This window comes from Curvibacter sp. T50 (assembly GCF_057219955.1).
In genome coordinates this window covers 39,064-62,096 of the sequence record NZ_JBXVVU010000001.1, presented here as the reverse complement: position 1 = coordinate 62,096, position 23,033 = coordinate 39,064, and the positions used below count along the sequence as shown (strand labels likewise).

General features: G+C 66.5%; 23 protein-coding genes and 1 tRNA gene. 10 read left to right on the top strand and 14 right to left on the bottom strand.

Going from position 1 to position 23,033, the window contains the following annotated elements; translation table 11 throughout:
- Window positions 1–116: 116 nt before the first annotated feature.
- The 5 genes from AC2EBU_RS00320 to AC2EBU_RS00300 all read right to left on the bottom strand — a co-directional run bounded on the left by AC2EBU_RS00320 (window position 117) and on the right by AC2EBU_RS00300 (window position 3,637).
- The gene (locus tag AC2EBU_RS00320) at window positions 117–521 is read right to left on the bottom strand and encodes a hypothetical protein (protein WP_484608398.1); all 405 of its coding nucleotides are present in this window, start codon (window positions 519–521) and stop codon (window positions 117–119) included.
- Window positions 522–635: 114 nt separating this feature from the next.
- Complete coding sequence (locus AC2EBU_RS00315) at window positions 636–1,430, bottom strand: class I SAM-dependent methyltransferase (RefSeq protein ID WP_484608397.1); 795 nt, start codon at window positions 1,428–1,430, stop codon at window positions 636–638.
- 131 nt (window positions 1,431–1,561) lie between these two features.
- Window positions 1,562–2,257: a DUF599 domain-containing protein gene (locus AC2EBU_RS00310; RefSeq protein ID WP_484608396.1), complete on the bottom strand. Its 696-nt coding sequence runs from the start codon at window positions 2,255–2,257 to the stop codon at window positions 1,562–1,564.
- Between the two features lie 53 nt (window positions 2,258–2,310).
- The gene (locus AC2EBU_RS00305) at window positions 2,311–2,865 is read right to left on the bottom strand and encodes a flavodoxin family protein (protein WP_484608395.1); all 555 of its coding nucleotides are present in this window, start codon (window positions 2,863–2,865) and stop codon (window positions 2,311–2,313) included.
- Window positions 2,866–2,935: 70 nt separating this feature from the next.
- Window positions 2,936–3,637 carry a pirin family protein gene (locus AC2EBU_RS00300; RefSeq protein WP_484608394.1) on the bottom strand — a complete coding sequence of 234 codons (702 nt, stop codon included), beginning with the start codon at window positions 3,635–3,637 and terminating at the stop codon, window positions 2,936–2,938.
- Window positions 3,638–3,767: 130 nt separating this feature from the next.
- On the opposite strand from AC2EBU_RS00300, the gene AC2EBU_RS00295 reads away from it, so the two are divergent.
- The 6 genes from AC2EBU_RS00295 (at window position 3,768) to AC2EBU_RS00270 (ending at window position 10,010) form a co-directional block, all read left to right on the top strand.
- Complete coding sequence (locus AC2EBU_RS00295) at window positions 3,768–4,727, top strand: LysR family transcriptional regulator (protein ID WP_484608393.1); 960 nt, start codon at window positions 3,768–3,770, stop codon at window positions 4,725–4,727.
- Window positions 4,728–4,773: 46 nt separating this feature from the next.
- Entirely contained in the window at window positions 4,774–5,829 is a 1,056-nt protein-coding gene (locus tag AC2EBU_RS00290) for an NAD(P)/FAD-dependent oxidoreductase (RefSeq protein ID WP_484608392.1), read from the top strand.
- A 4-nt stretch (window positions 5,830–5,833) separates the two neighbouring features.
- Window positions 5,834–6,835: a tRNA glutamyl-Q(34) synthetase GluQRS gene (gene gluQRS / locus AC2EBU_RS00285; protein WP_484608391.1), complete on the top strand. Its 1,002-nt coding sequence runs from the start codon at window positions 5,834–5,836 to the stop codon at window positions 6,833–6,835.
- Between the two features lie 133 nt (window positions 6,836–6,968).
- On the top strand, window positions 6,969–7,700 hold the full coding sequence (gene trmB / locus AC2EBU_RS00280; protein ID WP_484608390.1) for a tRNA (guanosine(46)-N7)-methyltransferase TrmB: 732 nt from the start codon (window positions 6,969–6,971) through the stop codon (window positions 7,698–7,700).
- Window positions 7,701–7,884: 184 nt separating this feature from the next.
- Window positions 7,885–9,036: an ABC transporter substrate-binding protein gene (locus AC2EBU_RS00275; protein ID WP_484608389.1), complete on the top strand. Its 1,152-nt coding sequence runs from the start codon at window positions 7,885–7,887 to the stop codon at window positions 9,034–9,036.
- Window positions 9,037–9,050: 14 nt separating this feature from the next.
- Window positions 9,051–10,010, top strand: a complete 960-nt coding sequence (locus tag AC2EBU_RS00270) for a pseudouridine synthase (protein ID WP_484608388.1) — start codon at window positions 9,051–9,053, stop codon at window positions 10,008–10,010.
- 19 nt (window positions 10,011–10,029) lie between these two features.
- On the opposite strand, the gene AC2EBU_RS00265 is transcribed toward AC2EBU_RS00270, so the two are convergent.
- Window positions 10,030–10,902, bottom strand: a complete 873-nt coding sequence (locus AC2EBU_RS00265) for a dienelactone hydrolase family protein (RefSeq protein ID WP_484608387.1) — start codon at window positions 10,900–10,902, stop codon at window positions 10,030–10,032.
- 86 nt (window positions 10,903–10,988) lie between these two features.
- Window positions 10,989–13,610: an alanine--tRNA ligase gene (gene alaS / locus AC2EBU_RS00260; RefSeq protein WP_484608386.1), complete on the bottom strand. Its 2,622-nt coding sequence runs from the start codon at window positions 13,608–13,610 to the stop codon at window positions 10,989–10,991.
- A 234-nt stretch (window positions 13,611–13,844) separates the two neighbouring features.
- On the opposite strand from alaS, the gene AC2EBU_RS00255 reads away from it, so the two are divergent.
- Together AC2EBU_RS00255 and AC2EBU_RS00250 are read left to right on the top strand one after the other, a co-directional pair.
- Window positions 13,845–15,323 (top strand): NAD-dependent succinate-semialdehyde dehydrogenase, encoded by a 1,479-nt coding sequence (locus AC2EBU_RS00255; RefSeq protein WP_484608385.1) that lies wholly within the window; start codon window positions 13,845–13,847, stop codon window positions 15,321–15,323.
- Between the two features lie 16 nt (window positions 15,324–15,339).
- Window positions 15,340–15,413, top strand: a tRNA-Gly gene (locus tag AC2EBU_RS00250).
- Between the two features lie 44 nt (window positions 15,414–15,457).
- Here AC2EBU_RS00250 and AC2EBU_RS00245 read toward each other — a convergent pair.
- The 3 genes from AC2EBU_RS00245 to AC2EBU_RS00235 form a co-directional block, all read right to left on the bottom strand.
- Entirely contained in the window at window positions 15,458–17,419 is a 1,962-nt protein-coding gene (locus tag AC2EBU_RS00245; protein ID WP_484608384.1) for a GspE/PulE family protein, read from the bottom strand.
- Window positions 17,420–17,603: 184 nt separating this feature from the next.
- Window positions 17,604–18,242, bottom strand: coding sequence for a CoA transferase subunit B (locus AC2EBU_RS00240; RefSeq protein ID WP_484608383.1), 639 nt, complete (start codon window positions 18,240–18,242; stop codon window positions 17,604–17,606).
- Between the two features lie 14 nt (window positions 18,243–18,256).
- A complete protein-coding gene (locus tag AC2EBU_RS00235) occupies window positions 18,257–18,961 on the bottom strand; it encodes a CoA transferase subunit A (protein ID WP_484608382.1) in 705 nt (234 codons plus the stop codon).
- 87 nt (window positions 18,962–19,048) lie between these two features.
- Between AC2EBU_RS00235 and AC2EBU_RS00230 the strand changes: the two genes are divergently transcribed.
- Window positions 19,049–19,609 (top strand): LuxR C-terminal-related transcriptional regulator, encoded by a 561-nt coding sequence (locus AC2EBU_RS00230; protein ID WP_484608381.1) that lies wholly within the window; start codon window positions 19,049–19,051, stop codon window positions 19,607–19,609.
- A 112-nt stretch (window positions 19,610–19,721) separates the two neighbouring features.
- Here AC2EBU_RS00230 and AC2EBU_RS00225 read toward each other — a convergent pair whose 3' ends face one another.
- Window positions 19,722–20,099, bottom strand: a complete 378-nt coding sequence (locus tag AC2EBU_RS00225; RefSeq protein ID WP_484608380.1) for a carboxymuconolactone decarboxylase family protein — start codon at window positions 20,097–20,099, stop codon at window positions 19,722–19,724.
- A gap of 58 nt (window positions 20,100–20,157) precedes the next feature.
- Here AC2EBU_RS00225 and AC2EBU_RS00220 point away from each other — a divergent pair, with 58 nt between their 5' ends.
- Window positions 20,158–20,745, top strand: a complete 588-nt coding sequence (locus tag AC2EBU_RS00220) for a peroxidase-related enzyme (protein ID WP_484608379.1) — start codon at window positions 20,158–20,160, stop codon at window positions 20,743–20,745.
- 104 nt (window positions 20,746–20,849) lie between these two features.
- Here the strand turns inward: AC2EBU_RS00220 and AC2EBU_RS00215 are convergent, their stop codons facing one another.
- Genes AC2EBU_RS00215 through AC2EBU_RS00205 form a run of 3 tightly spaced genes read right to left on the bottom strand, consistent with a single transcriptional unit; the run spans window position 20,850 to window position 22,970 of the window.
- The gene (locus AC2EBU_RS00215) at window positions 20,850–21,272 is read right to left on the bottom strand and encodes an acyl-CoA thioesterase (protein ID WP_484608378.1); all 423 of its coding nucleotides are present in this window, start codon (window positions 21,270–21,272) and stop codon (window positions 20,850–20,852) included.
- Window positions 21,269–22,195, bottom strand: coding sequence for a DMT family transporter (locus tag AC2EBU_RS00210; protein ID WP_484608377.1), 927 nt, complete (start codon window positions 22,193–22,195; stop codon window positions 21,269–21,271). The genes AC2EBU_RS00215 and AC2EBU_RS00210 overlap by 4 nt, the downstream gene beginning before the upstream one ends.
- A complete protein-coding gene (locus AC2EBU_RS00205) occupies window positions 22,188–22,970 on the bottom strand; it encodes an SDR family oxidoreductase (RefSeq protein ID WP_484608376.1) in 783 nt (260 codons plus the stop codon). Before AC2EBU_RS00205 ends, AC2EBU_RS00210 begins: the two co-directional genes overlap by 8 nt.
- Window positions 22,971–23,033: the final 63 nt, after the last annotated feature.

Genomic DNA, 23,033 nt, shown 5'->3' with positions numbered 1-23,033 from the left:
GGGCAGGGGAAACGGCTGCCCCGGCGGTATCAAATATATAGCGTAAAACGACCTTTTACCGCTGGGTATGGTCAGTTTTGGCCAGATTTCCCGCCACCAACCGCCCCACCGGCCGGTCAGGCGACACCGCGCAGCGCCCAGACGGCCAGCGGGATGCCACACAGGGCGATCAGGCCGTAGAGCAGGTAATTGCCGGTGCGGGGGTCAAAGTCGGGGCGGATCTTGTGCCAGGGCTTGTGCATCAGCCATTTGCCGATCGCGATGTCGAAGCTGGCCATGAAAACGGCCAGCACCGGCCCCAGGGCGGCGTGCGCGCCGGCGCCCTGCAGGCCGATGCCGGGCACCAGCAGCCAGCACAGCACAAAAGCCAGCAGCGTGCCGGTCACGGCGCTGAGCTTGATCGCCCGCTCTTTGCCCAGGCGCGGGATCAGCAGCTTGATGCGGGCGATGCCGTGCAGGGTTTCGGCGCAGGCCAGCACCACACACAGGGCGACGATATGGATCAGGGCGTCAGGCGTCATGGGATCGGCGAAGGGCGGGTGGGCGCTGGCGAACCGGCTTGCTGGCCGCGGCACCGTGAAACCGGGTGAACCACCGGATTCTTGCAAAGCCCGGCGACAGAAATTTGTTTCACATCAACAAGTTGCGCTGGACCTGGCGGTGATGAAGGCGTAGTCCCCCGCGTCGCTGGCGTACCGGGCCTGGACGGCGGCGAAAGCGCCACGGTCCAGATCGGCAGCGAGGCGTTCCAGCCCGCTGCGCAACTCGTCCGGCGGGGCCAGATTGGCAAACGAGCTGATGTTGGCGCGGATGGCCCCGTCCAGGTAGAGGGCGGGCCGGTGTTTGCCGGAATACAGAAACAGGTCCTGCAGCGAGTCGGTCACCGAAAAGGGTGTGAGGGCGATGGCGGCAAAGCCGGCCTGGCGCAGCGCCTCACAGAGGCGTGGCCCGGTCGGCATCCGGGCCATGGAGCGGGCCATCATTTCCGGGAAGTAATGACACAGCCAGTACTGCCGCATCTGCTCGGCCAGGCCGGTGAAAATGACAAACGGGGCGCCGGGACGCAACGTGCGATGCACCTCGGCAAGCGGTGCCTCCAGACGGGCGAAGTGGTGAATGGCCAAGGTGCAGATGGCGCCATCGAAAGCGGCGTCGGGAAACGGCAGTGCCTGCGCGCCCGCCTGCACCCAGGCAATGTCATCGGACTGCGGCCGCGCCTGCGTGAGCATGCGAATGGAAACGTCAATGGCAGTCCACGTTCCGCCCAGGCGGCTGAGGGCGAGGGTGTAATTGCCCGTGCCACAGCCCAGGTCCAGATAGGCGCCGCCGGGCGTCAGGCCCAGCGCTCGCGCCAGCGCCTGGGCAATGGCCGGGTCGGCGCGGCGGGTGGTGGCGTAGGTGCCGCCGATGCGGTCATACAGTGCCTGCATGTCGCCATAGAACCTGGACAGCGGCCCACAGTCGACCCCCGGGGCAAACCCGACGGCCGCATTCGACTTCGATATTCATAGCGAAAAATGACCTTTTTACGCTGGGTATTGCCCGATTGGACCTCAAAACCTCATTCGCGCAGCACCTGCAGCACGTCGGAGCGGAATTCGCGGCTGTACAGCACGGCGGCCACCAGCACGGCCGCGCCGGTCATGGCCAGCGGGGAAAAAATCCAGGCCATGGCGGCAAAGGAAAAATAGTAGGCACGCAGCCCGTCGTTGAAGGTTTCCGCGGCCGAGCCCACCAGAGCGCCGGCGCGGCGGGCCCAGGCGGCCGCGTCGGCCTGGCCACTGGCAAAGGCTTCGGGAGGCGGCATGGCGCCGATCAGCAGCGCCACAAAGGTGTATTGCCGCATGGACCAGGAGAAGCGGAAGAACGCATAGACAAAAATTGCCACCAGCACCAGGACCTTGAACTCGAACACCAGCAGCGGCGTGGGCTGGGCGAAGGGAATTTCGCGCACCAGCTCGGCCGCCTTGTCGGTGGTGCCGAGCACGGCAAACAGACCGCCGATGATGATGATGGACGTAGACGAAAAGAATGCCGGCGTCTGCGACAGGTTCTGGGTGATCAGGCCGTCGAGCATGCGCGGGTCGCGCGCGGTGGCCTGCAGCATCCACTCGCTGCGCCAGCGGTTGGTCGTGATGATCAGCGAGCGCTGGCGCTGGCCCCAGAAACGGGCAAACCAGGCGTAGCCGATCCACAGGCCAAAAAAAGCCGCCAGGGCCAGCCAGTCCACCAGCGGCAGGAGCGCAAAAATTTTCATGCGTCCATGGTAGCGCCCGGGCGCGGCGCGTGCACGGCGCCCGGCGCGGGCGGTCAGCCCTTGAGTCGGGCGGCGGTGGCGGCCACCCGGGCGCCGAACTGGCGTGCGGTTTCCAGGTCGCCGGGCAGCATTTCGGCGGCGCTGGCGTCGGACGGGCTTTGCGCCATGGCGCCGCTGAAGGAGCCCACGTAGTTCAGGTCGTTGCGCTGGGCGGCCTTGCTGTTGCTGGGCATCATGCCGGTGCCCACCCAGAGGCCGCTGTGCTGCATGGCCAGGGTGAACAGGTAATGCAGCGTGGACAACTTGTCGCCGTTCATGGTCGCGCTGTTGGTGAAGCCGGCAAACAGCTTGTCTTTCCATGCCTGGGTGAACCAGGCTTTGCTGGAGGCGTCGGCAAACTTCTTGAACTGCCAGCTCACGGTGCCCATGTAGGTGGGGCTGCCCATGATGATGGCGTCCGCGGCGTTGAGCTGGTCCCAGCCACCGTCCGGCAGGTTGCCGTCGGCATCGATGGGCACCAGTTCGGCGCCGGCGCCGTCGGCCACAGCCTGGGCCATACGAAGGGTGTGGCCGTAGCCGGAATGGAAAACAACTGCGATACGGGTCATGACAAGCTCCTCAAGGATGGGTGAACAGAAAACACAGGAAAACCGGAGGGAACGCGGACGGCAGGCGCGGTCAGGGCGCCAGATCGAACACCAGCACCTCGGCGTCACGGCCGGCGCTGAACTGCAGTTGGGTTTCGCCGGCCACGTAAAGGGCGTCGCCGGCGGACAGGGCCTGGCCGTTGACATCCAGCGCGCCGCGGATCAGGTGCACATAGCCCTTGCGTGCCGGATTGAGCGCCAGCGTGGCACTTTCATCCCCGTCGAACAGTCCGGCGTAGAGCCAGGCATCGGCATGCATCGCCACCACACCGCCCTTGCCCGGTGGCGCCGCCACCAGGGACAGTGCGCCGCGTTTGCCAGCGGGCGGCACGGCCTGCTGCTCATAGCCGGGGGGAATGCCCCGGGCCGAAGGCTCGATCCAGATCTGGAGGAAATGGGTGGTCTGGCCAACGGCGTGGTTGAACTCGCTGTGCATCACGCCGGTGCCGGCGCTCATGCGCTGCACATCACCGGGTGGAATGCCCTTGACATTGCCCATGCTGTCCTTGTGCGCCAGGTTGCCCTGCAGCACATAGCTGATGATTTCCATGTCGCGATGGCCGTGGGTGCCAAAGCCGGTGCCGGGGGCAATGCGGTCTTCGTTGATGACGCGCAGGTTGCCCCAGCCCCTGTGCGCCGGGTCGAAGTATTCGGCAAACGAGAAGCTGTGCCACGAGTCGAGCCATCCGTGGTTGGCATGGCCGCGGTCGCTGGCTTTGCGCAGGGTAAGCATGGTGAAAACTCCGGTGGGTGGGGGACATGCGGTGAAGGCCGCTGCCGATGTCCTGACTGTAGGCGTCCGGGCGCCACGGGTGGTGCTGGGGTTTTGATGGCATCATTCGAAAATTTTGAATGATCAAACAATGACCGTGCAATCACCCCGCGACGTCCTGAGCCCGGAGGCGCTGACACTGCTGCAGGCCATCGCCCAGGCTGGCAGCTTTGCCGCCGCAGCCCGCCAGCTGGGTGTGGTGCCCAGTGCACTGACCTACCGGGTGCGCCAGATCGAAGAGGCGCTGGACGTGCTGCTGTTCGACCGCAGCGCCCGCCAGGCGCGCCCTACCGAGGCGGGTCGCGAGTTGCTGCGCGAAGGCGAGCGCCTGCTGGCCGAGATGGAAGCGGTGGCCAACCGCGTGCGACGGGTAGCCACCGGCTGGGAGTCGCAGTTCACCGTGGCGGTGGACAGCATCATTGCCCAGCCGGTGATCATGGAACTGTGTGCGGATTTCCTGGCCCTGCGACCGCCCACGCGCTTGCGCCTGCGCGACGAAACCCTGTCGGGCACGCTGCAAGCCCTGACCTCGGGCATGGCAGACCTGGCCATCGGTGTCGGGCTGGACACCAGCACGCTGGCCGGCATCGTCCACCAGCCGCTGGGGCGGGTGGCCTTTGTTTACGCCGTGGCGCCACACCACCCGCTGGCAACGGCCCCCGAACCTTTGGGCGATGAGCTGATCCAGCGCCACCGCGCCGTGGCCGTGGCCGATTCGGTGCCCGTGGGTGGTGGCATTACTGTGGGCCTGCTCGCGGGCCAGGATGTGCTCACCGTATCGACCATGGACGCCAAGCTTGACGCGCAGTTGCGGGGACTGGGCGGCGGTTTCCTGCCCGAGCCCCTGGCCCGGCCGTACATTGAAAGCGGGCGGCTGGTGGTCCGCGCGGTACAGCGCCCTTCGCGCGAGGCGCCACTGAGTTACGCCTGGCGCAGCGGGCGGGGGGTCGCCGCCGGCCGGGCGCTGCAGTGGTGGCTGCAGCGGCTGGACCAGCCCGCGACCCGCGCCGCCTTGTTGCGGCTCGGGCAACCGGTTGCGCGGCGGGTGTAGAGTGCATGCCATGGCGCGTGATCGGCATGCGCGACGGAGCAACCTGATGAAAAAACCGCCCCCCCCGAACCGCCGTGTCGCGATCGTTGGTGCCGGCATGGCCGGCATCGCCTGCGCGCGCACTCTGGCCCAGGCCGGTCATGCGGTGACGCTGTTCGAAAAGAGCCGCGGCTACGGCGGCCGCATGGCCACGCGGCGTTCGCCCTTTGGCTCCTTCGACCACGGCGCCCAGTATTTCACCGTCCGCGACGCCCGGCTGGAGCGCGCGCTGGCCACCACCCCCGGCCTGTGCCGCGCCTGGAGCGCCAACGCCGTGCGGGTGCTGGACCCCGCCGGCCGCCTGCTGGAGGCCGCGCCCCCCTCTCGCGAGCCCCACTGGGTGCCCATCCCCGGCATGAGTACGCTGGTCCATCAATGGGCCGCGCCGCTGGAACAATCCGGCGCGGTGCAGCTGCAGACCCAGGTCACCCGCATCCAGGCCGATCCGCTGGCGCGCGGTCGCTGGCAGTTGCACACCCAGGCCGCGGATGGCGCGGTGCATGTGCATGCCGGTTTCGACCAGGTGTTGCTGGCCATCCCCGCGCCACAGGCAGCGGCGTTGCTGGGCGCGTCGTCGCTGGCTCCCGCTTGGGTCACCCAGCTGGCCGGTGTGACCATGGCGCCGTGCTGGACCTTGATGCTCGCCTACCCCAACGCGGCCCAGGGCGGACGCACCGGCTTCGGCCCGCAATGGAACGCTGCCCGCAGCACCCACCACCGCGTGGCCTGGCTGGCACGGGAGTCGTCCAAACCCCGGCGCGAGCCGATCGAACGCTGGACGGTGCAGGCCAGCTCCGAATGGTCGCAGCAACACCTGGAAGATACCCCGGAGCGGGTCCAGGGCAAGCTGCTGAAAGCCTTCGCCGAGGTCACCGGCATCCGTGCCGAACCGGGCCATGCCGAAGTGCACCGCTGGCGCTACGCCAAGACCCAGCAAGCCCTGGGCCCGTCCCACCTGTGGGATCGCCGCGCCGGCATCGGCCTGTGTGGCGACTGGTGCCTGGGCCACCGCGTCGAAAACGCTTTCGTCTCCGGCCTGGAACTGGCGCTGGCCACCCTGTAGCGCCGTGGCCAGCAGCGCGCCAGGCGCCGAAACGGCGCAGGCCGGGCCCTCGCCCTACCGGGGCCGCTTCGCGCCCTCTCCCACCGGTCCACTGCATGCCGGCTCGCTGGTGGCGGCCCTGGCCAGCTGGCTGGACGCGCGGGCCCACCGGGGGTGCTGGCTGGTACGGATCGAAGACATCGATCCGCCGCGCTGCGCTCCCGGGGCGGACCGGGTCATCCTGCGCCAGCTGGCCGATTGCGGGCTGATGCCCGACGCGCCGCCGCAGTGGCAGTCGCGCCGCCACCCGCTCTACCAGCAGGCACTGGACCAGCTGGCCGCCGCCGGCCTGGCCTACCCGTGCGGGTGTACCCGCAAGGACATCGAAGCCGAGTGGGCGCGCCGCGGCGTCCAGCGGGGTCGCCACGCCGAGCTGGTCTACCCCGGCACCTGCCGCGACGGTTTGCGGGGGGGCTCGGCGCGGGCCTGGCGCCTGCGGTCCGACGTTTTCCTGTCAGAACTGCCCGTACCCAGCGTAAAAAGGTCACTTTCAGCTATCGAAAGTGAAATCCCGGTGACCCGGAGCGCCGCGCCGGTCACCTGGTTCGACCGGCGCCTGGGGCCCGGCTCGCAGAACGTTGGCGCCGAGGTGGGCGACTTCGTGCTGCGCCGGGCTGACGGTCTGTGGGCCTATCAGCTGGCGGTGGTCGTCGACGATGCCGAGCAGGGCATCACCGATGTGGTGCGCGGCGAAGACCTGGCCGACAACACCCCCCGGCAGATCCTGCTGCAGCGTGCCCTGGGCCTGGCCACGCCGCGCTACCTGCACACGCCGCTGGTACGGGCCGCCGACGGCGAAAAACTCTCCAAACAGCATGGCGCGCCCGCCGTGGACACCGGCGATCCGCAGGCTGCCTTGAACGCCGCCGCCGCCACGCTGACCTTGCCACCGGCGGCCGGCAGCACCGTGGCCGAAGCCCTGGCGTTCTGGACGGCGGCCTGGCGGGCGCGCTGGTGCCGCGCCTGACCCGACCGGACGCCCCTGCATCGGCCGGGGCCCGCCCCGCGACCGGCACGGGCGCCGGCAAACCCTACAATCGGCGCCCCGCCGTCCCGACGGCCCCACTCTGGGCCACATTCTGCGTGCCCTTCGCTGCGCCATGACCGATCCCCGCCACGCCCACCCCCGCCCCGGCCCGGCCGAGGGCACCCATCTGCGCCAGATCAAGACCTATGTGCTGCGTGCCGGGCGCATGGGCCCGGGCCAGGAGCGGGCGCTGGAGGTGCTGGGGCCGCAGTTTCTTCTGCCGTACACCCCTGGCCAGACCTTCGATGCGGCCGCCGCGTTCGGCCGCGTGGCGCCGCTGATCCTGGAAATCGGTTTTGGGATGGGTGATGCCACGGCCCATATCGCCGCGGTCCGCCCCGGGGACAACTTCCTGTGCTGCGAGGTGCACGAGCCCGGCGTGGGCGCGCTGCTCAAACGGATCGGCGAACAGGGCCTGGGCAATATCCGCATCCTGGCCCATGACGCGGTGGAGGTGGTCGATCACATGCTGGCCGAAGCCTCGCTGGACGGCATCCACATCTTCTTTCCCGACCCCTGGCACAAGAAAAAGCACCACAAACGCCGCCTGATCCAGCCCCCGCTGGTGGCCCGGCTGGCCACGCGCCTGCGGCCCGGCGGCATCCTGCACTGCGCCACCGACTGGCAGCCCTACGCCGAGCAGATGCGTGATGTGCTGGGCGCCGAGCCGCTGCTGGTGAACACCGCCGCCGACCGCGCGGACGGTTTTGCCCCAAAACCCGACTACCGGCCGCTGACCAAGTTTGAAAACCGCGGTCTGCGGCTGGGCCACGGCGTCTGGGACCTGGTGTTTCGCCGCGTCTGACCCGCCCCCCTGGCGGATCGAACCGGCGGCCGATGCACAAACGGCATGCCCCGATGGCAGATTGGCAAGGCCCGGCTCTGGCAGGGCGGGCCGGATTGGACTATCGTCTCGCACTTGGCCATCGCGCCCATCCGGCACGCTTATTGCGAAGTCGTTTCCTGCTGACGCCCCTCCTGGAGATCCCATGAATCTGCATCGTCGCCACTTCCACCGCGCCGGACTGGCGCTGACCCTGGGCGCGCTGGCCGGCCCCGCCGCCCTGGCCCAGCCGGCAGGCGCCGCGCGCCGCATCGTGCTGGGACAGTCTGTGCCGCTGACCGGGGCAGCCTCCGAGATCGGGCTGGCCTTTGCGGCGGGCGCCAAGTTGTATGTGGACGCCTTCAACGGTCGCAAGAACAACCCCGGCTGGCAATTCGAGTTGCGCCAGCTTGACGATGGCTACGACGCCCAGCGGGCCGAGGCCAATGCCAAAAAGCTGCTGGCCGATGGCGCCGATGTGCTGTTTGGCTTTGTCGGCACGGCGTCGTCGGAGGCGGGCGCCCGGGTCGCGCAGGCCGCCGGCGCTTTGTTCTTCGCCCCGTTTGCCGCACCCGACACCCTGCGGGAGGCCAGCCAGAGCCAGGTGTTTCATGTGCGCCCCAGCCTGTCGGACGAAGCCTTCAAGTCCGTTCGCCATGCCGCGACGCTGGGCCAGACCCGCATTGCCGTGGTGGCCGAGGACGATGCCATGGGCCGTGCCGGTACCGCCGCCGTGCAGGCGGCCATGACCGAGCTGAAGCTGCCTGCACCGGTGGCGGTCGCAATCGTCCCGGTCAACAGCGACAAGGTGGACGCCGCCGTCGCCAACCTGCTGAAGTCGCAGGCGCAGGCGGTCATTCTGGTGTCCTTGTTCAACTCCAGCGCGGCGGTCATCCGCAAAGCCCGCGCGGGCGGTTTTGCCGGCACTTTCATGGCGTTTTCGGTGGTCGGGATCGACCCGCTGTTCACCGCGCTGGGCAAGGACATCGGCGGCGTTGTGGTCTCGCAGGTGGTGCCCTCGCCCCGAAGCACGGCCACCCCCATCGTGCGTGAATATCTGGCCGCGATCGACAACTCGGACCAGACACCCAGCTACGAGAGCCTGGAAGGATTCATTGCTGCCAAGACCCTGGCCGAAGGGCTGCGCCGGGTGGCTCCCGCGAAAGGGCTGGACCGCAGCAAACTGCAGCAGGCCCTGGCGGGCATGACCGACTGGGATGTGGGCGGTTTTCGCATCAATCTGCGCGCCGGGGTACGTGACGCGGTACGCAGCATCGACCTGGTGACCATTCGCCCCGACGGGCGCGTGGTGCGCTGACGTTTTCCCTGGCGATGGCCCGACCGCCGCGCGCGCCGGCCATTGCCTTGCGTGAGGGGGTCGCGCCCAGCGCGGTGGCGCTGCCGAACATGCGCCAGCCGCCCTGGTCCACGCTGCTGGATTTTCTCGATCACCGGATGCCGGCCGTGGGCCGAGCGGTATGGCTGCAGCGCATGGCCGACGGGGAGGTGCTGGACGACACCGGCCAACCGCTGCCGCCGCATACGCCCTACCGCGGCGGCCTGCGCGCCTGGTACTGGCGCCACCTGCCACAGGAACAGCCGGTTCCGTTTGTCGAAACGGTGCTGTACCAGGATGCGCATCTGGTGGTCGCTGACAAGCCGCACTTCCTGCCGGTGACCCCGGGAGGACGTTATGTGCGCGAAAGCCTGCTGGTTCGCCTGCGCCAGCGCCTGAACCTGCCCGGCCTGAGCCCGCTGCACCGCATCGACCGCGAGACCGCCGGGCTGGTCGCCTTCAGTGTGCGCGCGCAGGACCGCGACGCATACCAGCGGCTGTTTCGCGAACGGAAGGTCGACAAGGTGTACGAAGCCCTTGCGCCGGCCGCGCCCCAGCACACCTGGCCGCTCCACCGCCGCAGCCATATTCGCGAGGACCCACAGGCGTTTTACCGCATGGTCGAAGCGCCCGAGGCCGAAGCCCTGCCGGACAACAGCGAAACCACCATTGCGCCGGTGGAACAGCGCGGCGCCTGGGCCCGCTACCGGCTATGGCCACGCACCGGGCAGCGACACCAGCTGCGGGTGCACCTGAATGCCCTGGGGCTGCCGATTGCCGGCGACCAGTTCTACCCGCGCGCGCGGCGCGGCCCGGACGAGGCGGAGGACTTTGCCTTGCCGCTGCAATTGCTGGCCCATACCCTGGCCTTCACCGACCCGGTGACCGGCCAGCAGCGCCATTTCGAAAGCGGCCGCTCGCTGGACTGGGACGTGGCTTTGCGCGACGGCGGCTGAGCGCTGCGCCGCCCGCGGCTCAGCGCGCAAAGGCGTGCTGCAGCGCTTGCAGCAGCACCTGGCGCGACTCGTCCCGCGCCTGCGGATGCCCGCCAACATGGACACCCTGCCCCGGGTTGACGCCGTTGGGTACGTCAGCCCGGTGGCGCACTGGCGCGGTACCGTCGAAACCATGGACCGCCCCCTCCCAGGCCCGCACCGTCACTGCCGGGCGGCCCTCGCGGGCCAAGGCCTGGCAGGGCGCGGCGGGCGTCCAGTCATCGGCCAGGCCCAGCAGCAGCAGGGTGTCGGTAGCAGGCTGGAAACCGCGCCGGCGGTCGGTGTCGCAACCGGGGTAAAACGCAACCGCCAACCGGGGCCGGACGGACGCCGCCGCGACATCAGGGTGCAGGCGGTTGGTTGCCGACAGCACCGCGCTGCCGCCGTGGGACCAGCCCAGCAGGGCCAGACGGCTGGCGTCCACACCGGGCTGTGCGGCCAGCCACTGCAGGGCGCCCAGGACGTCCTGGCGACGCTCGGTGTTGGTCACACGGCGTGTGCCGATGCGTTGGGTGCACAGCTCTTTTTCGCCGCGCGCCGACAGCGAGTCCAGCGCCAGCGCGTGCCACCCTTGCGCATTCAACAGTGCCGCGTAATCACGGATACGCTGCGAAGGCAGTCCGCGCCCGTTGAGCATGCCGCCGCAGCCGTGCAACAACAGCACCGTCGGCGCCTGCTGGTCGGCAGGGGCGGCATAAAACCAGCCATCGAGCATGACCGCCTGGCCGGCGCGGGCCTCCTGACTGGGCACCTGCACCCGAGACACCACACCGGGCTGGGCCGGCTGGCTCCAGGCGCCCACGAGCAGCAGGTTCGAAATAAAAACGGCCGATACCCAGCGTAAAAAGGTCATTATTTGCTATCAATTAGTGACTAATTGTCTGGCCCGCTTTCCTGCGAGGACGGCCGTGGCGCGCCCGGCCACGGCGCCGCCACAGCTCAGACCCGCTCGGCCACCCAGCCCGAAACCGACGCCAGCGCGGCGGCCAGCTTGCTCGGGTCGGTGCCGCCGGCCATGGCCATGTCGGGTTTGCCGCCACCCTTGCCGCCCACTTGCTGGGCCACAAAGTTGACCAGCTCGCCGGCCTTGACCCGGCCCACGCTGTCGGCGGTGACCCCCGCAGCCAGTTGCACCTTGTCGCCGTCCACAGCGGCCAGCACGATGGCGGCGGTCTTGAGTTTGTCCTTGAGCTTGTCCAGCGTATCGCGCAGGGTTCTGGCGTCCGCGCCTTCGAGCCGGGCGGCCAGCACCTTCAGCCCTTTCACGTCGATGGCCTTGCCGGCCAGTTCGTCGCCCTGGCTGGAGGCCAGCTTGCCTTTGAGCGCGGCCAGTTCACGCTCCAACTCGCGGGACTGCTCCAGCATCGCGCCGATGCGCGAGGGCACTTCTGCGGGTGTGACCCGCAGCGTGCCGGCCACGCCACCCAGGGTCGTCTCCATGCCTTGCACGTAAGCCAGCGCATTCAGGCCGGTCAGCGCTTCGATCCGGCGCACGCCCGCCGCCACACCACCTTCGGCGACGATGGTGAAGAAGCCGATGTCGCCGGTGGCCTTCACGTGGGTGCCACCACACAGTTCGCGGCTGGAGCCGATGTCGAGCACCCGCACGGTCTCGCCGTATTTCTCGCCGAAGAGCATCATCGCGCCGGTCTTCTGGGCAGATTCGATGTCCATCACCCGCGCCTGTGCGGCGGCGTTGGCCAGGATCTCGCGGTTGACACGAACCTCGATCTCGCGAATCTGGGCGTCGGTGACCGGGGCATTGTGGGCGAAGTCGAAGCGGGTGCGCTCGGCGTTCACCAGCGAACCTTTCTGCTGCACATGGCTGCCCAGCACCTCGCGCAGGGCTTTGTGCATCAGGTGGGTAGCGCTGTGGTTGCGCACGGTGGCGGCGCGCAGCGCGGTGTCCACCCGGGCGGTGACGGTGTCGCCCACCCGCAGCAGGCCACGCGCGGTGCCGTGGTGGCCGAACACGTCGGCCTTGATCTTCTGGGTGTCGGCCACGTCGAAGGCCCCGCCCGTGCCTTCAATCCGGCCCTGGTCACCCACCTGGCCGCCGCTTTCGGCGTAGAACGGGGTGGTGTCGAGCACCACGACACCGCTCTGGCCGTCGGCCAGGGCGTCCACCGGCACCCCCTCGTGATACAGCGCCACCACGGTTGCGGAGGATTCGAGCCGCTCGTAGCCGACAAAGTCGTTGCCGTCGCCGCTGTAGTCCAGCGCCTTGTCCATCTTGAACTTGCCGGCGGCGCGGGCCTGCGATTTCTGCCGTTCCATGGCGACCTGAAAGCCGGCTTCATCCACGGTGACGCCGCGCTCGCGGCAGACGTCGTTGGTCAGGTCGAGCGGGAAGCCGTAGGTATCGTGCAGCTTGAAGGCCACCTCGCCGGGCAGCACCCGGGCATCGCCGCCCAGGGCGCTGTCCAGGATCTCCATGCCGTTGGCCAGCGTCTCGTAGAAGCGCTCCTCTTCCGCTCCCAGCACCTCGCCGATACGCTGCGCCTGGGCGGCCAGGTTGGGATACGCTTCTCCCATCAGGGCCACCAGGTCGGGCACCAGCTTGTGGAAAAACGGCGCCTTGCGGCCCAGCTTGTAGCCGTGACGGATGGCGCGGCGGATGATGCGGCGCTGCACGTAGCCGCGGCCTTCGTTGGACGGAATCACTCCGTCGCTGACCAGGAAGGCGGTGGCACGCAGGTGGTCGGCAATGACGCGCAAGCTGGGGCTGTGCAGATCGGCGCAGCCGGTCTCGCGCGCGGCGGCGCGGATCAGGGCGTCAAAGATGTCGATTTCATAGTTGCTGTGCACACCTTGCAGAATGGCGGCCAGACGCTCCAGCCCCATGCCGGTATCGACACAGGGCGCGGGCAGGCGCACCACACTGCCGTCTTCCTTCATGTCGAACTGCATGAACACATGGTTCCAGATCTCGATGAACCGGTCACCATCTTCCTCGGGGCTGCCCGGGGGACCGCCGGGAATGTGCGGGCCGTGGTCAAAGAAGATTTCGGAACACGGGCCACAGGGGCCGGTGTCGGCCATCATCCAGAAATTGTCCGACTTGTATTTGCCGCCTTTGTTGTCCCCGATGCGGATGACGCGTTCGGGTGGCAGGCCGATTTCCCTGGTCCAGATGTCGTAGGCCTCGTCGTCCTCGTGATAGACGGTCGCCAGCAGCCGCTCGGGCGGCAGCTTGTAGACCTGGGTCAGCAGTTCCCAGCCCCAGTGAAGCGATTCACGCTTGAAGTAGTCACCGAAACTCCAGTTGCCCAACATCTCGAAGAAGGTGTGGTGGCGCGCGGTGTAGCCCACGTTTTCCAGGTCGTTGTGTTTGCCGCCGGCCCGCAGGCAGGCCTGCACCGAGGCCGCGCGCACGTAGCTGCGCTTGTCGGAGCCGAGAAACACGTCCTTGAACTGCACCATGCCGGAGTTGGTGAACATCAGCGTCGGGTCATTGCCCGGGACCAGCGGGCTGGACGCCACCACCGTGTGGGCTTTCGAGGCGAAGAAGTCGAGAAAGATCTGGCGGATGTCGGCGACGGAAAATTTTGGCGAGGACATGTTGGGGATGTGATGGGATGGGTTGGAGCCACCAGGCGGCTGCCGCGCCGCCAACCGGCGCCAGGTACCTGTAAATGCTTGATTCGGCTGAACATTCCATTATAGGTTTTGCCTTCCGCCATGGCGACAGACAAACCGCAGGGGCCCGGTTATGCTGCATCGTTGGGCGCAAATATTTAATCTGTTAAATAATTTATCCTCCTTCCTTCTTCCAACCGACTGGCAAGAGACACCATGAACCCACCCGCCTCCCCCCTCGCGCTGCTGAAAGACCCGACACTGCTCAAGACCGATGGGCTGATCAACGGCCAGTGGATCGCCGGCACATCGCGCTTTGATGTGCACGATCCGGCGACCGGCCTCAAACTCGCAGCCGTCGCCAACCTGGGCCCGGCCGAGGCCGAAGCGGCCATCGCCGCCGCGAATGCCGCCTGGCCCGCCTGGCGTAACAAGACCGCCAAGGAGCGCAGCATCATCCTGCGCCGCTGGTTCGACCTGCTGATGGCCAACCAGGACGACCTGGGCCGGCTGATGACCGCCGAGCAGGGCAAGCCGCTGCCCGAAGCCAAGGGCGAGGTGGCCTACGGCGCCAGCTTCGTCGAATGGTTTGCCGAGGAAGCCAAACGGGTCAATGGCGAGACCCTGCCCCAGTTCGACAACAACCGCCGCCTGCTGGTGCTGCGCCAGCCGATCGGCGTGTGCGCTGCCATTACGCCGTGGAACTTTCCGCTGGCGATGATCACGCGCAAGGTCGCGCCCGCGCTGGCCGCCGGCTGCCCGGTGGTGATCAAACCGGCCGAGCTGACCCCGCTGACGGCCCTGGCCGCCGCCGAGCTGGCGATCCGCGCCGGCATTCCGGCCGGTGTGCTGAACATGCTCACGGCTGACAGCGCCCAGTCGATTGCCATCGGCAAAGTGCTGTGCGCCAGTGACGTGGTGCGCCACCTGTCGTTCACCGGCTCCACCGAAGTCGGCCGCATCCTGATGGCGCAGAGCGCACCGACGGTGAAGAAGCTGTCGCTGGAGCTCGGCGGCAACGCGCCGTTCATCGTGTTCGACGATGCCGACATCGACTCCGCGGTCGAAGGCGCGTTCGCCAGCAAGTACCGCAACGCGGGCCAGACCTGCGTGTGCTCCAACCGCCTGTATGTGCAGGACGGCGTCTACGACGAGTTCGTCACCAGGTTCGCCGCCAAGGTGAAAACCGCCAAGGTCGGCAACGGCTTCGAGGACGGCGTCAACCAGGGTCCGCTGATCGAGGAGGCCGCGCTGGAAAAAGTGCAACGCCATGTGGACGACGCGGTGGCCAAGGGCGCGCGGGTGCTGGCCGGCGGCAAGCGCCTGAGCGGACAGTTCTTTGAACCCACGGTGGTGGCCGACGCCACGGCCGACATGCTGTGTGCCCGGGAGGAAACTTTCGGCCCGTTTGCGCCGGTGTTCCGTTTCAGCACCGAACAGGAGGCCATCGATGCGGCCAACGCCACCGAATTCGGTCTGGCCAGCTATTTCTACAGCCGGGACGTGGGTCGCATCTTCCGCGTCAGCGAGGCGCTGGAGTACGGCATGGTCGGCATCAACGTCGGCATCCTCGCCACCGAACACGTGCCGTTCGGGGGGGTGAAACAGTCGGGTCTGGGCCGGGAAGGCTCACACCACGGCATGGATGATTATGTGGAGATCAAGTACCTCTGCCTCGGCGACATCCTGAAGTAGAATCCGCGCCACTTCTGCGGGCGTCGTTCAATGGCAGGACCTGAGCTTCCCAAGCTCAAGACGTGGGTTCGATTCCCATCGCCCGCTCCACGGATTTGCAAGCCCCGAGGCCCGCGCCTCGGGGCTTTTTCGTTTCAGCGGTAGGCTGCCATGGCCTGACGCAGGTCGATTCGGCCCTGCACCAGTTTTTCCAGCGCGTCATGGCGCAGACTGCGCATGCCGGCCCGCACGGCGGCATCGAACAACTCGGTCGGGCGGCCGCGGCTCTGGATCAGGCCGCGAACCGTGGGATCGTTCTCCAGGATTTCGTAGATGCCGACACGCCCTTTGTAGCCGCGGCCGCCACACTGCTCACACCCGACCGGCGAAAAGATGACAATTTCGTCGGGGCCCACCGCGCCGGCGGCCTGCAGCAGGCGTGAACGCCCTTCTTCGACGCTCAGGCAGGAACGGTCCACATATTCCCGCACCAGACGATCAAAATGCCCCCGCGCGATGCGGTTGCGCTGCGCACAATGGGGGCACAAGCCACGCACCAGGCGCTGCGCGACGATGCCCAGCAGCGAATCGGCGAAGTTCATCGGATCCATGCCCAGATCGAGCAGGCGAACCACGCTCTCGGCGGCACTGTTGGTATGCAAGGTCGACAGCACCAGATGCCCCGTCAGCGAGGCTTCGATCGCGATACGGGCGGTTTCGTCGTCGCGGATTTCGCCGATCATGATCACGTCCGGGTCGGCACGAAGAAAGCCGCGCATCGCCGACGCAAACGTCAGACCGATCTTGGGGTTCACCTGCACCTGGCGCAGGCCCGGCTGGGTGATTTCAATCGGGTCTTCAGCCGTCCAGATCTTGCGTTCGTCGGTGTTGATCTCGGCCAGCATCGAGTGCAGCGTGGTGGTCTTCCCTGACCCGGTCGGGCCCGCCGCAAGGATCAGGCCGAACGACCGCGCCGACAGGCGCGCCACCGTGTCCTCGTCACGCGGCTGAAAGCCCAGCTTGCCCAGCGGAATCGGGCGCGATGCGGCCAGCAGGCGCAACACCACATCTTCGAGTCCATCGTGGGTGGGCATGACGGCCACCCGCAGTTCGAGCTTGTCGCCGCCGAAGTCAGCAAAATTGATCTTGCCATCCTGCGGCCGGCGACGCTCGGAGATATCGAGGCGGGCCATCACCTTGATCCGCGACACCAGCGACGCCCGCAACCGCGCCGGAAGCTGCAGATACGTTTCCAGATCACCGTCTCGCCGCAGGCGGACCCGGGTAATCTCCTCGCCTGGGTTGGTTTCGATGTGGATGTCCGACGCCCCCAGGCGCCTGGCGTCTTCGATGATTTTGCGCACCAGCCGCACCACTCCGGAGGACTGGCTGATGCTGGCGCTTTGCTCCTGCTCGGATCCGGCGGAAACCTCCACCAGCGCATCGGTCACCATGTCATCCAGCGAGACCATCGGTACCGGTTTGGCGGAAGGCACCGGCGCGCCCGCCGCAGTCGCGCCCGACCCATTGGTACCGGTCGGTGCGGCCGGCAACGGTGTGTTGGCCCGTTCCCGCGTCAGTCGCTCCTGCGCGTCCAGCCGGGAGCGAATGGCGTCGCGGTCTGCCCAGACGAGGCGTACCGTGCGGCCGGTGATGGAGCACAACTCGGAACGCAGATCGGACAGCGTCGGGCACCACGACGCGACGTAGAACTGTTCCATGGCGCTGCCCAGCGGTACAACCTCATGGGCCCGGGCCGCCGGCAAGGGCAGCAAAGTCCACGCGTCGTCACCCAGATCGAACCGGCGAACGTCCGCTTCGGGCAGTCCGGCGACGCGCGCATGGGCATGACACAGGCCGTCGGGTGGGATCAGGCCCTGGGCCACCAGTTCCGGCGAGTGGCTGGCCAGCAGTGCGGGATCACGGCTGCGAAGCTGGCTGACCTGGACAGGGTCCATCAGGTCCAGCAGCACCATGGCCGTGCCCAGGTCGATGATGGGCTGCAGCCGCGCCCAGTCCTGGGCATGCAACAACTCGGCCAGCGTGCACGCGGCCGGCAGCCCCACAGGGCGATCACCGTCCGACGGCAGCGGTGCGGGCGCGGTGGCCACATCCATAGCAGAACTCCCGAGATTGAAATCTCACCATGCCTCCCCGGCTGATGGAGAACAGTCTAGGCCGTGTGTCCGAAAGTAACTTGACTGAGGTCAAGATGCGGCGCCCTTGGCCTGTGGGGCACCGCCGAAAACAACAATGCCCCGGAACCGGGGCATTGCGGTGATGGGCGGCGACCCGACCGGATCAGAGGAGCTTGACGCCCGTCTTGGACTGGAGTTCCTCCAGCGTGACACCGGGGGCCAGTTCCGCCACCTTGAGTCCGTCGGGGGTGACATCCATCACGGCCAGATCGGTGATGATGCGGTCCACCACCCCTTTGCCGGTCAATGGCAGGGTGCATTCGGGCAGGATTTTCAGGTCGGTGGTGCCGTCTTTCTTGCGTGCGACATGCTCCATCAGCACGATCACCCGGGGCACGCCGGCCACCAGATCCATGGCCCCACCCATGCCCTTGACCATCTTGCCGGGGATCATCCAGTTGGCCAGATCGCCTTTGTCGGTCACCTGCATCGCGCCGAGGATGGACAGGTTGATCTTCCCGCCGCGAATCATGGCGAAACTGTCGTGGCTACCGAAGATCGAGGAGCCCTTGATGGTGGTCACCGTCTGTTTCCCGGCGTTGATGAGGTCGGCATCCACCTCGTCCTCGTACGGGAAGGGTCCGATGCCGAGCATGCCGTTTTCGCTTTGCAGCCAAACCTCCACATGATCGGGGACATGGTTGGCTACCAGCGTCGGAATGCCGATGCCGAGATTCACGTAGAAGCCGTCCTGCAGTTCGTGGGCCGCGCGCGCGGCCATCTGGTCCTGGGTCCAAGGCATGTTGTTTCTCCTGATCAGACTTTGCGGTCGCGGGTGGTGCGCTTTTCAATGCGCTTTTCGGGCGTGGGGTTGTGCACGATACGGTGCACGTAGATCCCGGGCAGGTGCACGTCGTCGGGTGCAATCTCGCCCGTGGCCACCACCCGCTCGACTTCGACGATGCAGATCTTGCCGGCCATGGCGGCCGCCGGGTTGAAATTACGTGCCGTGAGATTGAAACGCAGGTTGCCCGAGCGGTCCGCGATGTCTGCCTTGACGAGCGCCACCTGAGGGAACAAGGCGTGTTCCATGACGTACGTCTCGCCACCGAACTCGCGCAGTTCCTTGCCGTCCGCCACGATGGTGCCGACGCCGGTCTTGGTGAAGAACGCCGGAATGCCCGCACCGCCGGCGCGCAGCTTCTCTGCCAGCGTGCCCTGGGGAGTGAATTCCAGCTCCAGCTCGCCCGCCAGATACTGGCGTTCGAACTCCTTGTTCTCGCCGACGTAAGACGAGATCATCTTCCTGATCTGGCGGGTTTCAAGCAGTTTGCCCAGACCAAAGCCATCAACCCCCGCATTGTTGGAAATGACGGTGAGGTCCTTGACACCGCTGGCGCACAGGGCATCGATCAGCGCCTCGGGAATGCCACACAGACCAAAGCCGCCAACCGCCAGCAACTGGCCGTCGGCAACGACGCCTCGGAGGGCTTCGGCGGCGGAGGGAAATATCTTGTTCACACAGGTCTCCTGAGAAAGGAAAGCACTACGATACTACGTATTGTCATACGTAGTATTTCGTAATCGGGTTTACCCGCAATATCGCCCATGCTCACCGACATTGACTATCAACTGGCATTCGATCTCGCCCCGATCGGCCTGGTGCTCTCCCGCAATCGCACCATGGTGGACTGCAACCAGCGGGTGTGCGAAATGTTCGGCACATCGCGCCAGCAACTGATCGGCCAAAGCTTCCAGATTCTCTACCCCAGCGCGGACGAGTACGAGCGCACCGGTGCGCGCATCGCGCCAATCCTCAATGCCCGCGGTGTCTATGCGGACGACCGCATCATGAAACGGGTGGACGGACGCCTGAAGGGCGAAACATTCTGGTGCCATGTCACGGGCCGCGCACTCAATCGCGACGCACCGCATGAGGCCGGCATCTGGAGTTTTGAAGACCTGAGCTCACGGAGACCGGTCAAGGCCGAACTGACGCCCCGCGAGCGCGAGGTCGCCGCCGGCCTGATGGACGGCCGCACCAGCAAGGAGATCGGCAAGCTGCTCTCCATCAGTCACCGCACCGTCGAAATCTACCGCGCCCGGCTGATGCGCAAGTACGGCGCCAGCACCGCCGCCGACCTGGTGCACCGCCTGGTGGCCGGCTGATCAGTCCCGACGCGCCGCGATATCGCTATCGCTATCGTATATGTAGCACCATGCGACCTTTTTACGATGGGTAAAGGTCGATCAGGACGATAATTTTCCGCGCTGGCCTCCGTCAGATCGCTTTCGGCCCGTCGACCACTTCGGCGGCCGTGCGAAACGCCTCCACCGCAGAGGGCACGCCGCAGTAGATCGCCGCGTGCAGCAAGACTTCCTGAAGCTCCTGCGGCGAGGCGCCGTTGTTCAGCGCACCGCGCACATGGCCCTTGAGTTCGTGCTGTTTGCCCAGCGCCGTAAGCATGGCCACGGTGATGAGGCTGCGGGTCTTCAGATCCAGCCCGGGGCGCTGCCACACCTCGCCCCAGGCCGCGCGGGTGATGTGGTCCTGAATCGGGGCGGTGAATTCGGTGGCACCGCCGAACGCGCGGGCCACAAAGTCTTCGCCCATCACCTTTTTGCGGGTCGCCAGGCCCCGCTCGAATGCATCGGTCATGTCAAAAGCTCCTGCCAAATGCGCCAGCATAATCGGCAACATCTTTCGGAGACTGCCCATGAACCGTTACCCCGCCCCCGACCTGAACGATCTGCCCGCCGACATCAAGGCCAAGGTCCTGGAAGTTCAGGAAAAAGCCGGCTTTGTGCCGAACGTTTTCCTCGCTTTTGCCCGCCGCCCGGCCGAATGGCGCGCGTTCTTCGCCTATCACGATGCGCTGATGGTTCCCGAGTCGGTCGGGCGGACCAGTGGCCTGACCAAAGGCGAACGCGAGATGATCGTGACCACCACCAGTGCGGCCAACAACTGCCTGTACTGTGTGGTGGCCCATGGGGCGATTTTGCGCATCTACGAGAAAAATCCGCTGATCGCCGACCAGGTGGCCGTCAACTGGCGCAAGGCCGAGATTCCGCCGCGTCAGCGTGCCATGCTGGACTTCGCCATCAAGGTCTGCCAACAGTCCGATGCCATCGGCGAGGCCGATTTCGAAGCGCTGCACGCCCATGGGTTCGACGATGAAGACATCTGGGACATCGCCGCGATCACTGCCTTCTTCGGCTTGTCCAACCGCATGGCCAGCTTCAGCGGCATGATGCCCAATCCCGAGTTCTATCTGATGGGGCGGGTGCCGAAGGCAAAATCCTGACTACGTTTTTGGTAGCGCAAAAAGACCTTTTTGCGCTGGGTATGGGCAGAAAACTCTGATAATTCCGACCGCCGGGCGGCCGGGGGCGCGGTTCGGTTGCCTGATCAGTCTGCCACCAGTTTCCGAACCCAGTCCGGTAGCGCTACGGACTTCTGCTTGGGAAAATCCACCCAGATCGTCGTCGCACCGCCGGCGGCATGGATCACGCCGGGCTGGTCAGCCCGTTCCATGGTGCACCAGCTCTCGAAGGTGCTGCGGCCCGGATCGCTGACGTACATCGTCGCCAGAACGTCGCCGGGGTATTCGAACTGCCGGTAGAAGTTGCAGAAGGCATTGACGATCACGGGGCCTTGTCCGGACGCGTCCACCATGCACCCGATCGAGCGGAACCATTCGATCCGGATGATTTCCATGTAGCGGAAATACAGCGTGTTGTTGAGGTGCCCCATGGCGTCCATGTCGCCCCAGCGAATGGGAATGGTCATGGTGAACACCTTTTTCTTGTTCTCGGGAAGCTCCAGTTTCATCGGTGCGCCTTGATGGAAAAGAGGATGCCGGTGGTAAACAGCACACCAGCGGCCCATTGGAAAAGGGTCGGCCAGCGACCGTCCCAGACAAAAGAATAGAGCAGCGCGAACACCGTCTCGCTCACAATCAGCTGACCACACAGGCTCGCGGGCAATTGTTGGCTGGCCATGTTCCACAGCACCGTGGCCAGCCAGGCCGAGCCCAGTCCGGTCGCCATACACACCACCACCGCCAGGCCGATGCCTGGCCGGGCCGCCAGTTCCGCAGCGGGAGTGCCAAAAACCAGCCACAAGGCCAACGCGCCCGCACCGGTCGCCAGACCCAGCCAGTTGGCCCAGGTTGCCGCACTGACCTCGGGGTGGCGCGCGAGCCAGGTCGCATTCAGCAGCGAGAAGGCGGTCCAGCAGGCCATGGCGGCGACAGCCCAGAAGACCCCGCGGGCAAAATCGGCGGGGCCGTCGCCCGGCACGGACCCGTCATGCTGCGCGTGCATCATCAAGACCAGCCCGGTGGCTGTGAAAGCGAGCCCTGGCAGCAAAGCCGCCCACCGCAGACCGGCCGGCTTGCCCAGCAACATGACCCACAGCGGTATGGTGCCGATGATGAGCGTTGGCACTTCGGTCCCGGCATCGCGGATCGCCAGAACCAGCAGCCAGTAGTAGCCCGTGAAACCCAGCACACTCAACCCCAGCGCCCACAGGGCCTGCGATGCGGACGGCCAGGCCCTGGCACCGGGCACCACGGCAAGCAGCAAGACCGACACCAGGCCGTAGCTGACAAAGCGCCCCGCGGCGAGGTCCAGCGAGGACAACCCGGGGGCCATGTGCGGCGCCACAAATACCAGCCCCCACAGCGCGCCGGCACCCAGTCCGGCAAGGACACCGGTCGTCAGCGCCCGCGAAGGCTCCCGCCGTTCAGACACCGAACCCGTCGTCCGCGGAGATGATGGCTCCGTTGATGAAGTGGCTCTGATCGCTGGCCAGCATCACCAGCAGGGCGTCAAGGTCTTGCGGTTGACCCACCCGTTTGCGGGGCAACATCTGCACCAGTTTTCGACCTTGCTCGGTTTCCCAGTGGTGGTGGTTGATCTCGGTGTCGATATAGCCGGGACAGATGGCGTTGACATTGATGCCGTACCGTCCCCATTCGGTTGCCATCGCTCGGGTCATCTGCACCACCGCAGCCTTGCTCATGCAGTAGACGCCAATCTGCGGCAAGACCCGAAGCCCGGCGACCGAGGCGATATTGATGATGCGCCCCCCGGTGTAACTGCCGGGGGCCGCGCCCTTGGCGCGGGCCAACATGCGTTTGCCCACTTCCTGGGCAACAAAAAACGCGCCCCGCACGTTGGTGTTGAAAATGAAATCGAAGTCATCCTCGCGGACCTCCTGAAGGCGCTGGGTGGTGCTTACTCCGGAGTTGTTGACAAGGATGTCGATCGAACCCATCTCGGTTTCCGCATGGGCCACGGCGGCCGCAATCGAATCGGTGCTGGTCACATCCAGTTCCACCACATGGGCGTCTCCGCCTTCGCCCTCGATGCGGGCGCGAAGTTCCTTGAGTTTGTCGACCCGGCGGCTGGCGAGTACCACGCCGGCCCCGGCGCGCGCGAGTGTGCGGGCGAACTGGGCCCCCAGGCCACTGGACGCGCCGGTAACCAGGGCAACACGGCCCGATAGATCGATACTGAATGCCATACAGAGAAGCTCCACTAAAAATAGTACGATCGTTCGATTCTCAGCATTCCGCTGACTAGAATC

Bases quoted from the DNA above. Each gene is read 5' to 3' on its own strand.
- AC2EBU_RS00225 (WP_484608380.1), bottom strand. From the start codon at position 20,099: ATGACCGATGCATTCGAGCGGGGCCTGGCGACCCGCAAAAAGGTGATG.
- trmB (WP_484608390.1), top strand. From the start codon at position 6,969: ATGACCGATCCCCGCCACGCCCACCCCCGCCCCGGCCCGGCCGAGGGC.
- AC2EBU_RS00220 (WP_484608379.1), top strand. From the start codon at position 20,158: ATGAACCGTTACCCCGCCCCCGACCTGAACGATCTGCCCGCCGACATC.
- AC2EBU_RS00265 (WP_484608387.1), bottom strand. From the start codon at position 10,902: ATGACCTTTTTACGCTGGGTATCGGCCGTTTTTATTTCGAACCTGCTG.
- AC2EBU_RS00290 (WP_484608392.1), top strand. From the start codon at position 4,774: ATGAAAAAACCGCCCCCCCCGAACCGCCGTGTCGCGATCGTTGGTGCC.
- AC2EBU_RS00275 (WP_484608389.1), top strand. From the start codon at position 7,885: ATGAATCTGCATCGTCGCCACTTCCACCGCGCCGGACTGGCGCTGACC.
- AC2EBU_RS00305 (WP_484608395.1), bottom strand. From the start codon at position 2,865: ATGACCCGTATCGCAGTTGTTTTCCATTCCGGCTACGGCCACACCCTT.
- AC2EBU_RS00315 (WP_484608397.1), bottom strand. From the start codon at position 1,430: ATGCAGGCACTGTATGACCGCATCGGCGGCACCTACGCCACCACCCGC.
- AC2EBU_RS00240 (WP_484608383.1), bottom strand. From the start codon at position 18,242: ATGCCTTGGACCCAGGACCAGATGGCCGCGCGCGCGGCCCACGAACTG.
- AC2EBU_RS00270 (WP_484608388.1), top strand. From the start codon at position 9,051: ATGGCCCGACCGCCGCGCGCGCCGGCCATTGCCTTGCGTGAGGGGGTC.
- AC2EBU_RS00215 (WP_484608378.1), bottom strand. From the start codon at position 21,272: ATGAAACTGGAGCTTCCCGAGAACAAGAAAAAGGTGTTCACCATGACC.
- AC2EBU_RS00310 (WP_484608396.1), bottom strand. From the start codon at position 2,257: ATGAAAATTTTTGCGCTCCTGCCGCTGGTGGACTGGCTGGCCCTGGCG.
- AC2EBU_RS00300 (WP_484608394.1), bottom strand. From the start codon at position 3,637: ATGCTTACCCTGCGCAAAGCCAGCGACCGCGGCCATGCCAACCACGGA.
- AC2EBU_RS00255 (WP_484608385.1), top strand. From the start codon at position 13,845: ATGAACCCACCCGCCTCCCCCCTCGCGCTGCTGAAAGACCCGACACTG.
- AC2EBU_RS00320 (WP_484608398.1), bottom strand. From the start codon at position 521: ATGACGCCTGACGCCCTGATCCATATCGTCGCCCTGTGTGTGGTGCTG.
- alaS (WP_484608386.1), bottom strand. From the start codon at position 13,610: ATGTCCTCGCCAAAATTTTCCGTCGCCGACATCCGCCAGATCTTTCTC.
- AC2EBU_RS00295 (WP_484608393.1), top strand. From the start codon at position 3,768: ATGACCGTGCAATCACCCCGCGACGTCCTGAGCCCGGAGGCGCTGACA.
- AC2EBU_RS00245 (WP_484608384.1), bottom strand. From the start codon at position 17,419: ATGGATGTGGCCACCGCGCCCGCACCGCTGCCGTCGGACGGTGATCGC.
- AC2EBU_RS00205 (WP_484608376.1), bottom strand. From the start codon at position 22,970: ATGGCATTCAGTATCGATCTATCGGGCCGTGTTGCCCTGGTTACCGGC.
- AC2EBU_RS00230 (WP_484608381.1), top strand. From the start codon at position 19,049: ATGCTCACCGACATTGACTATCAACTGGCATTCGATCTCGCCCCGATC.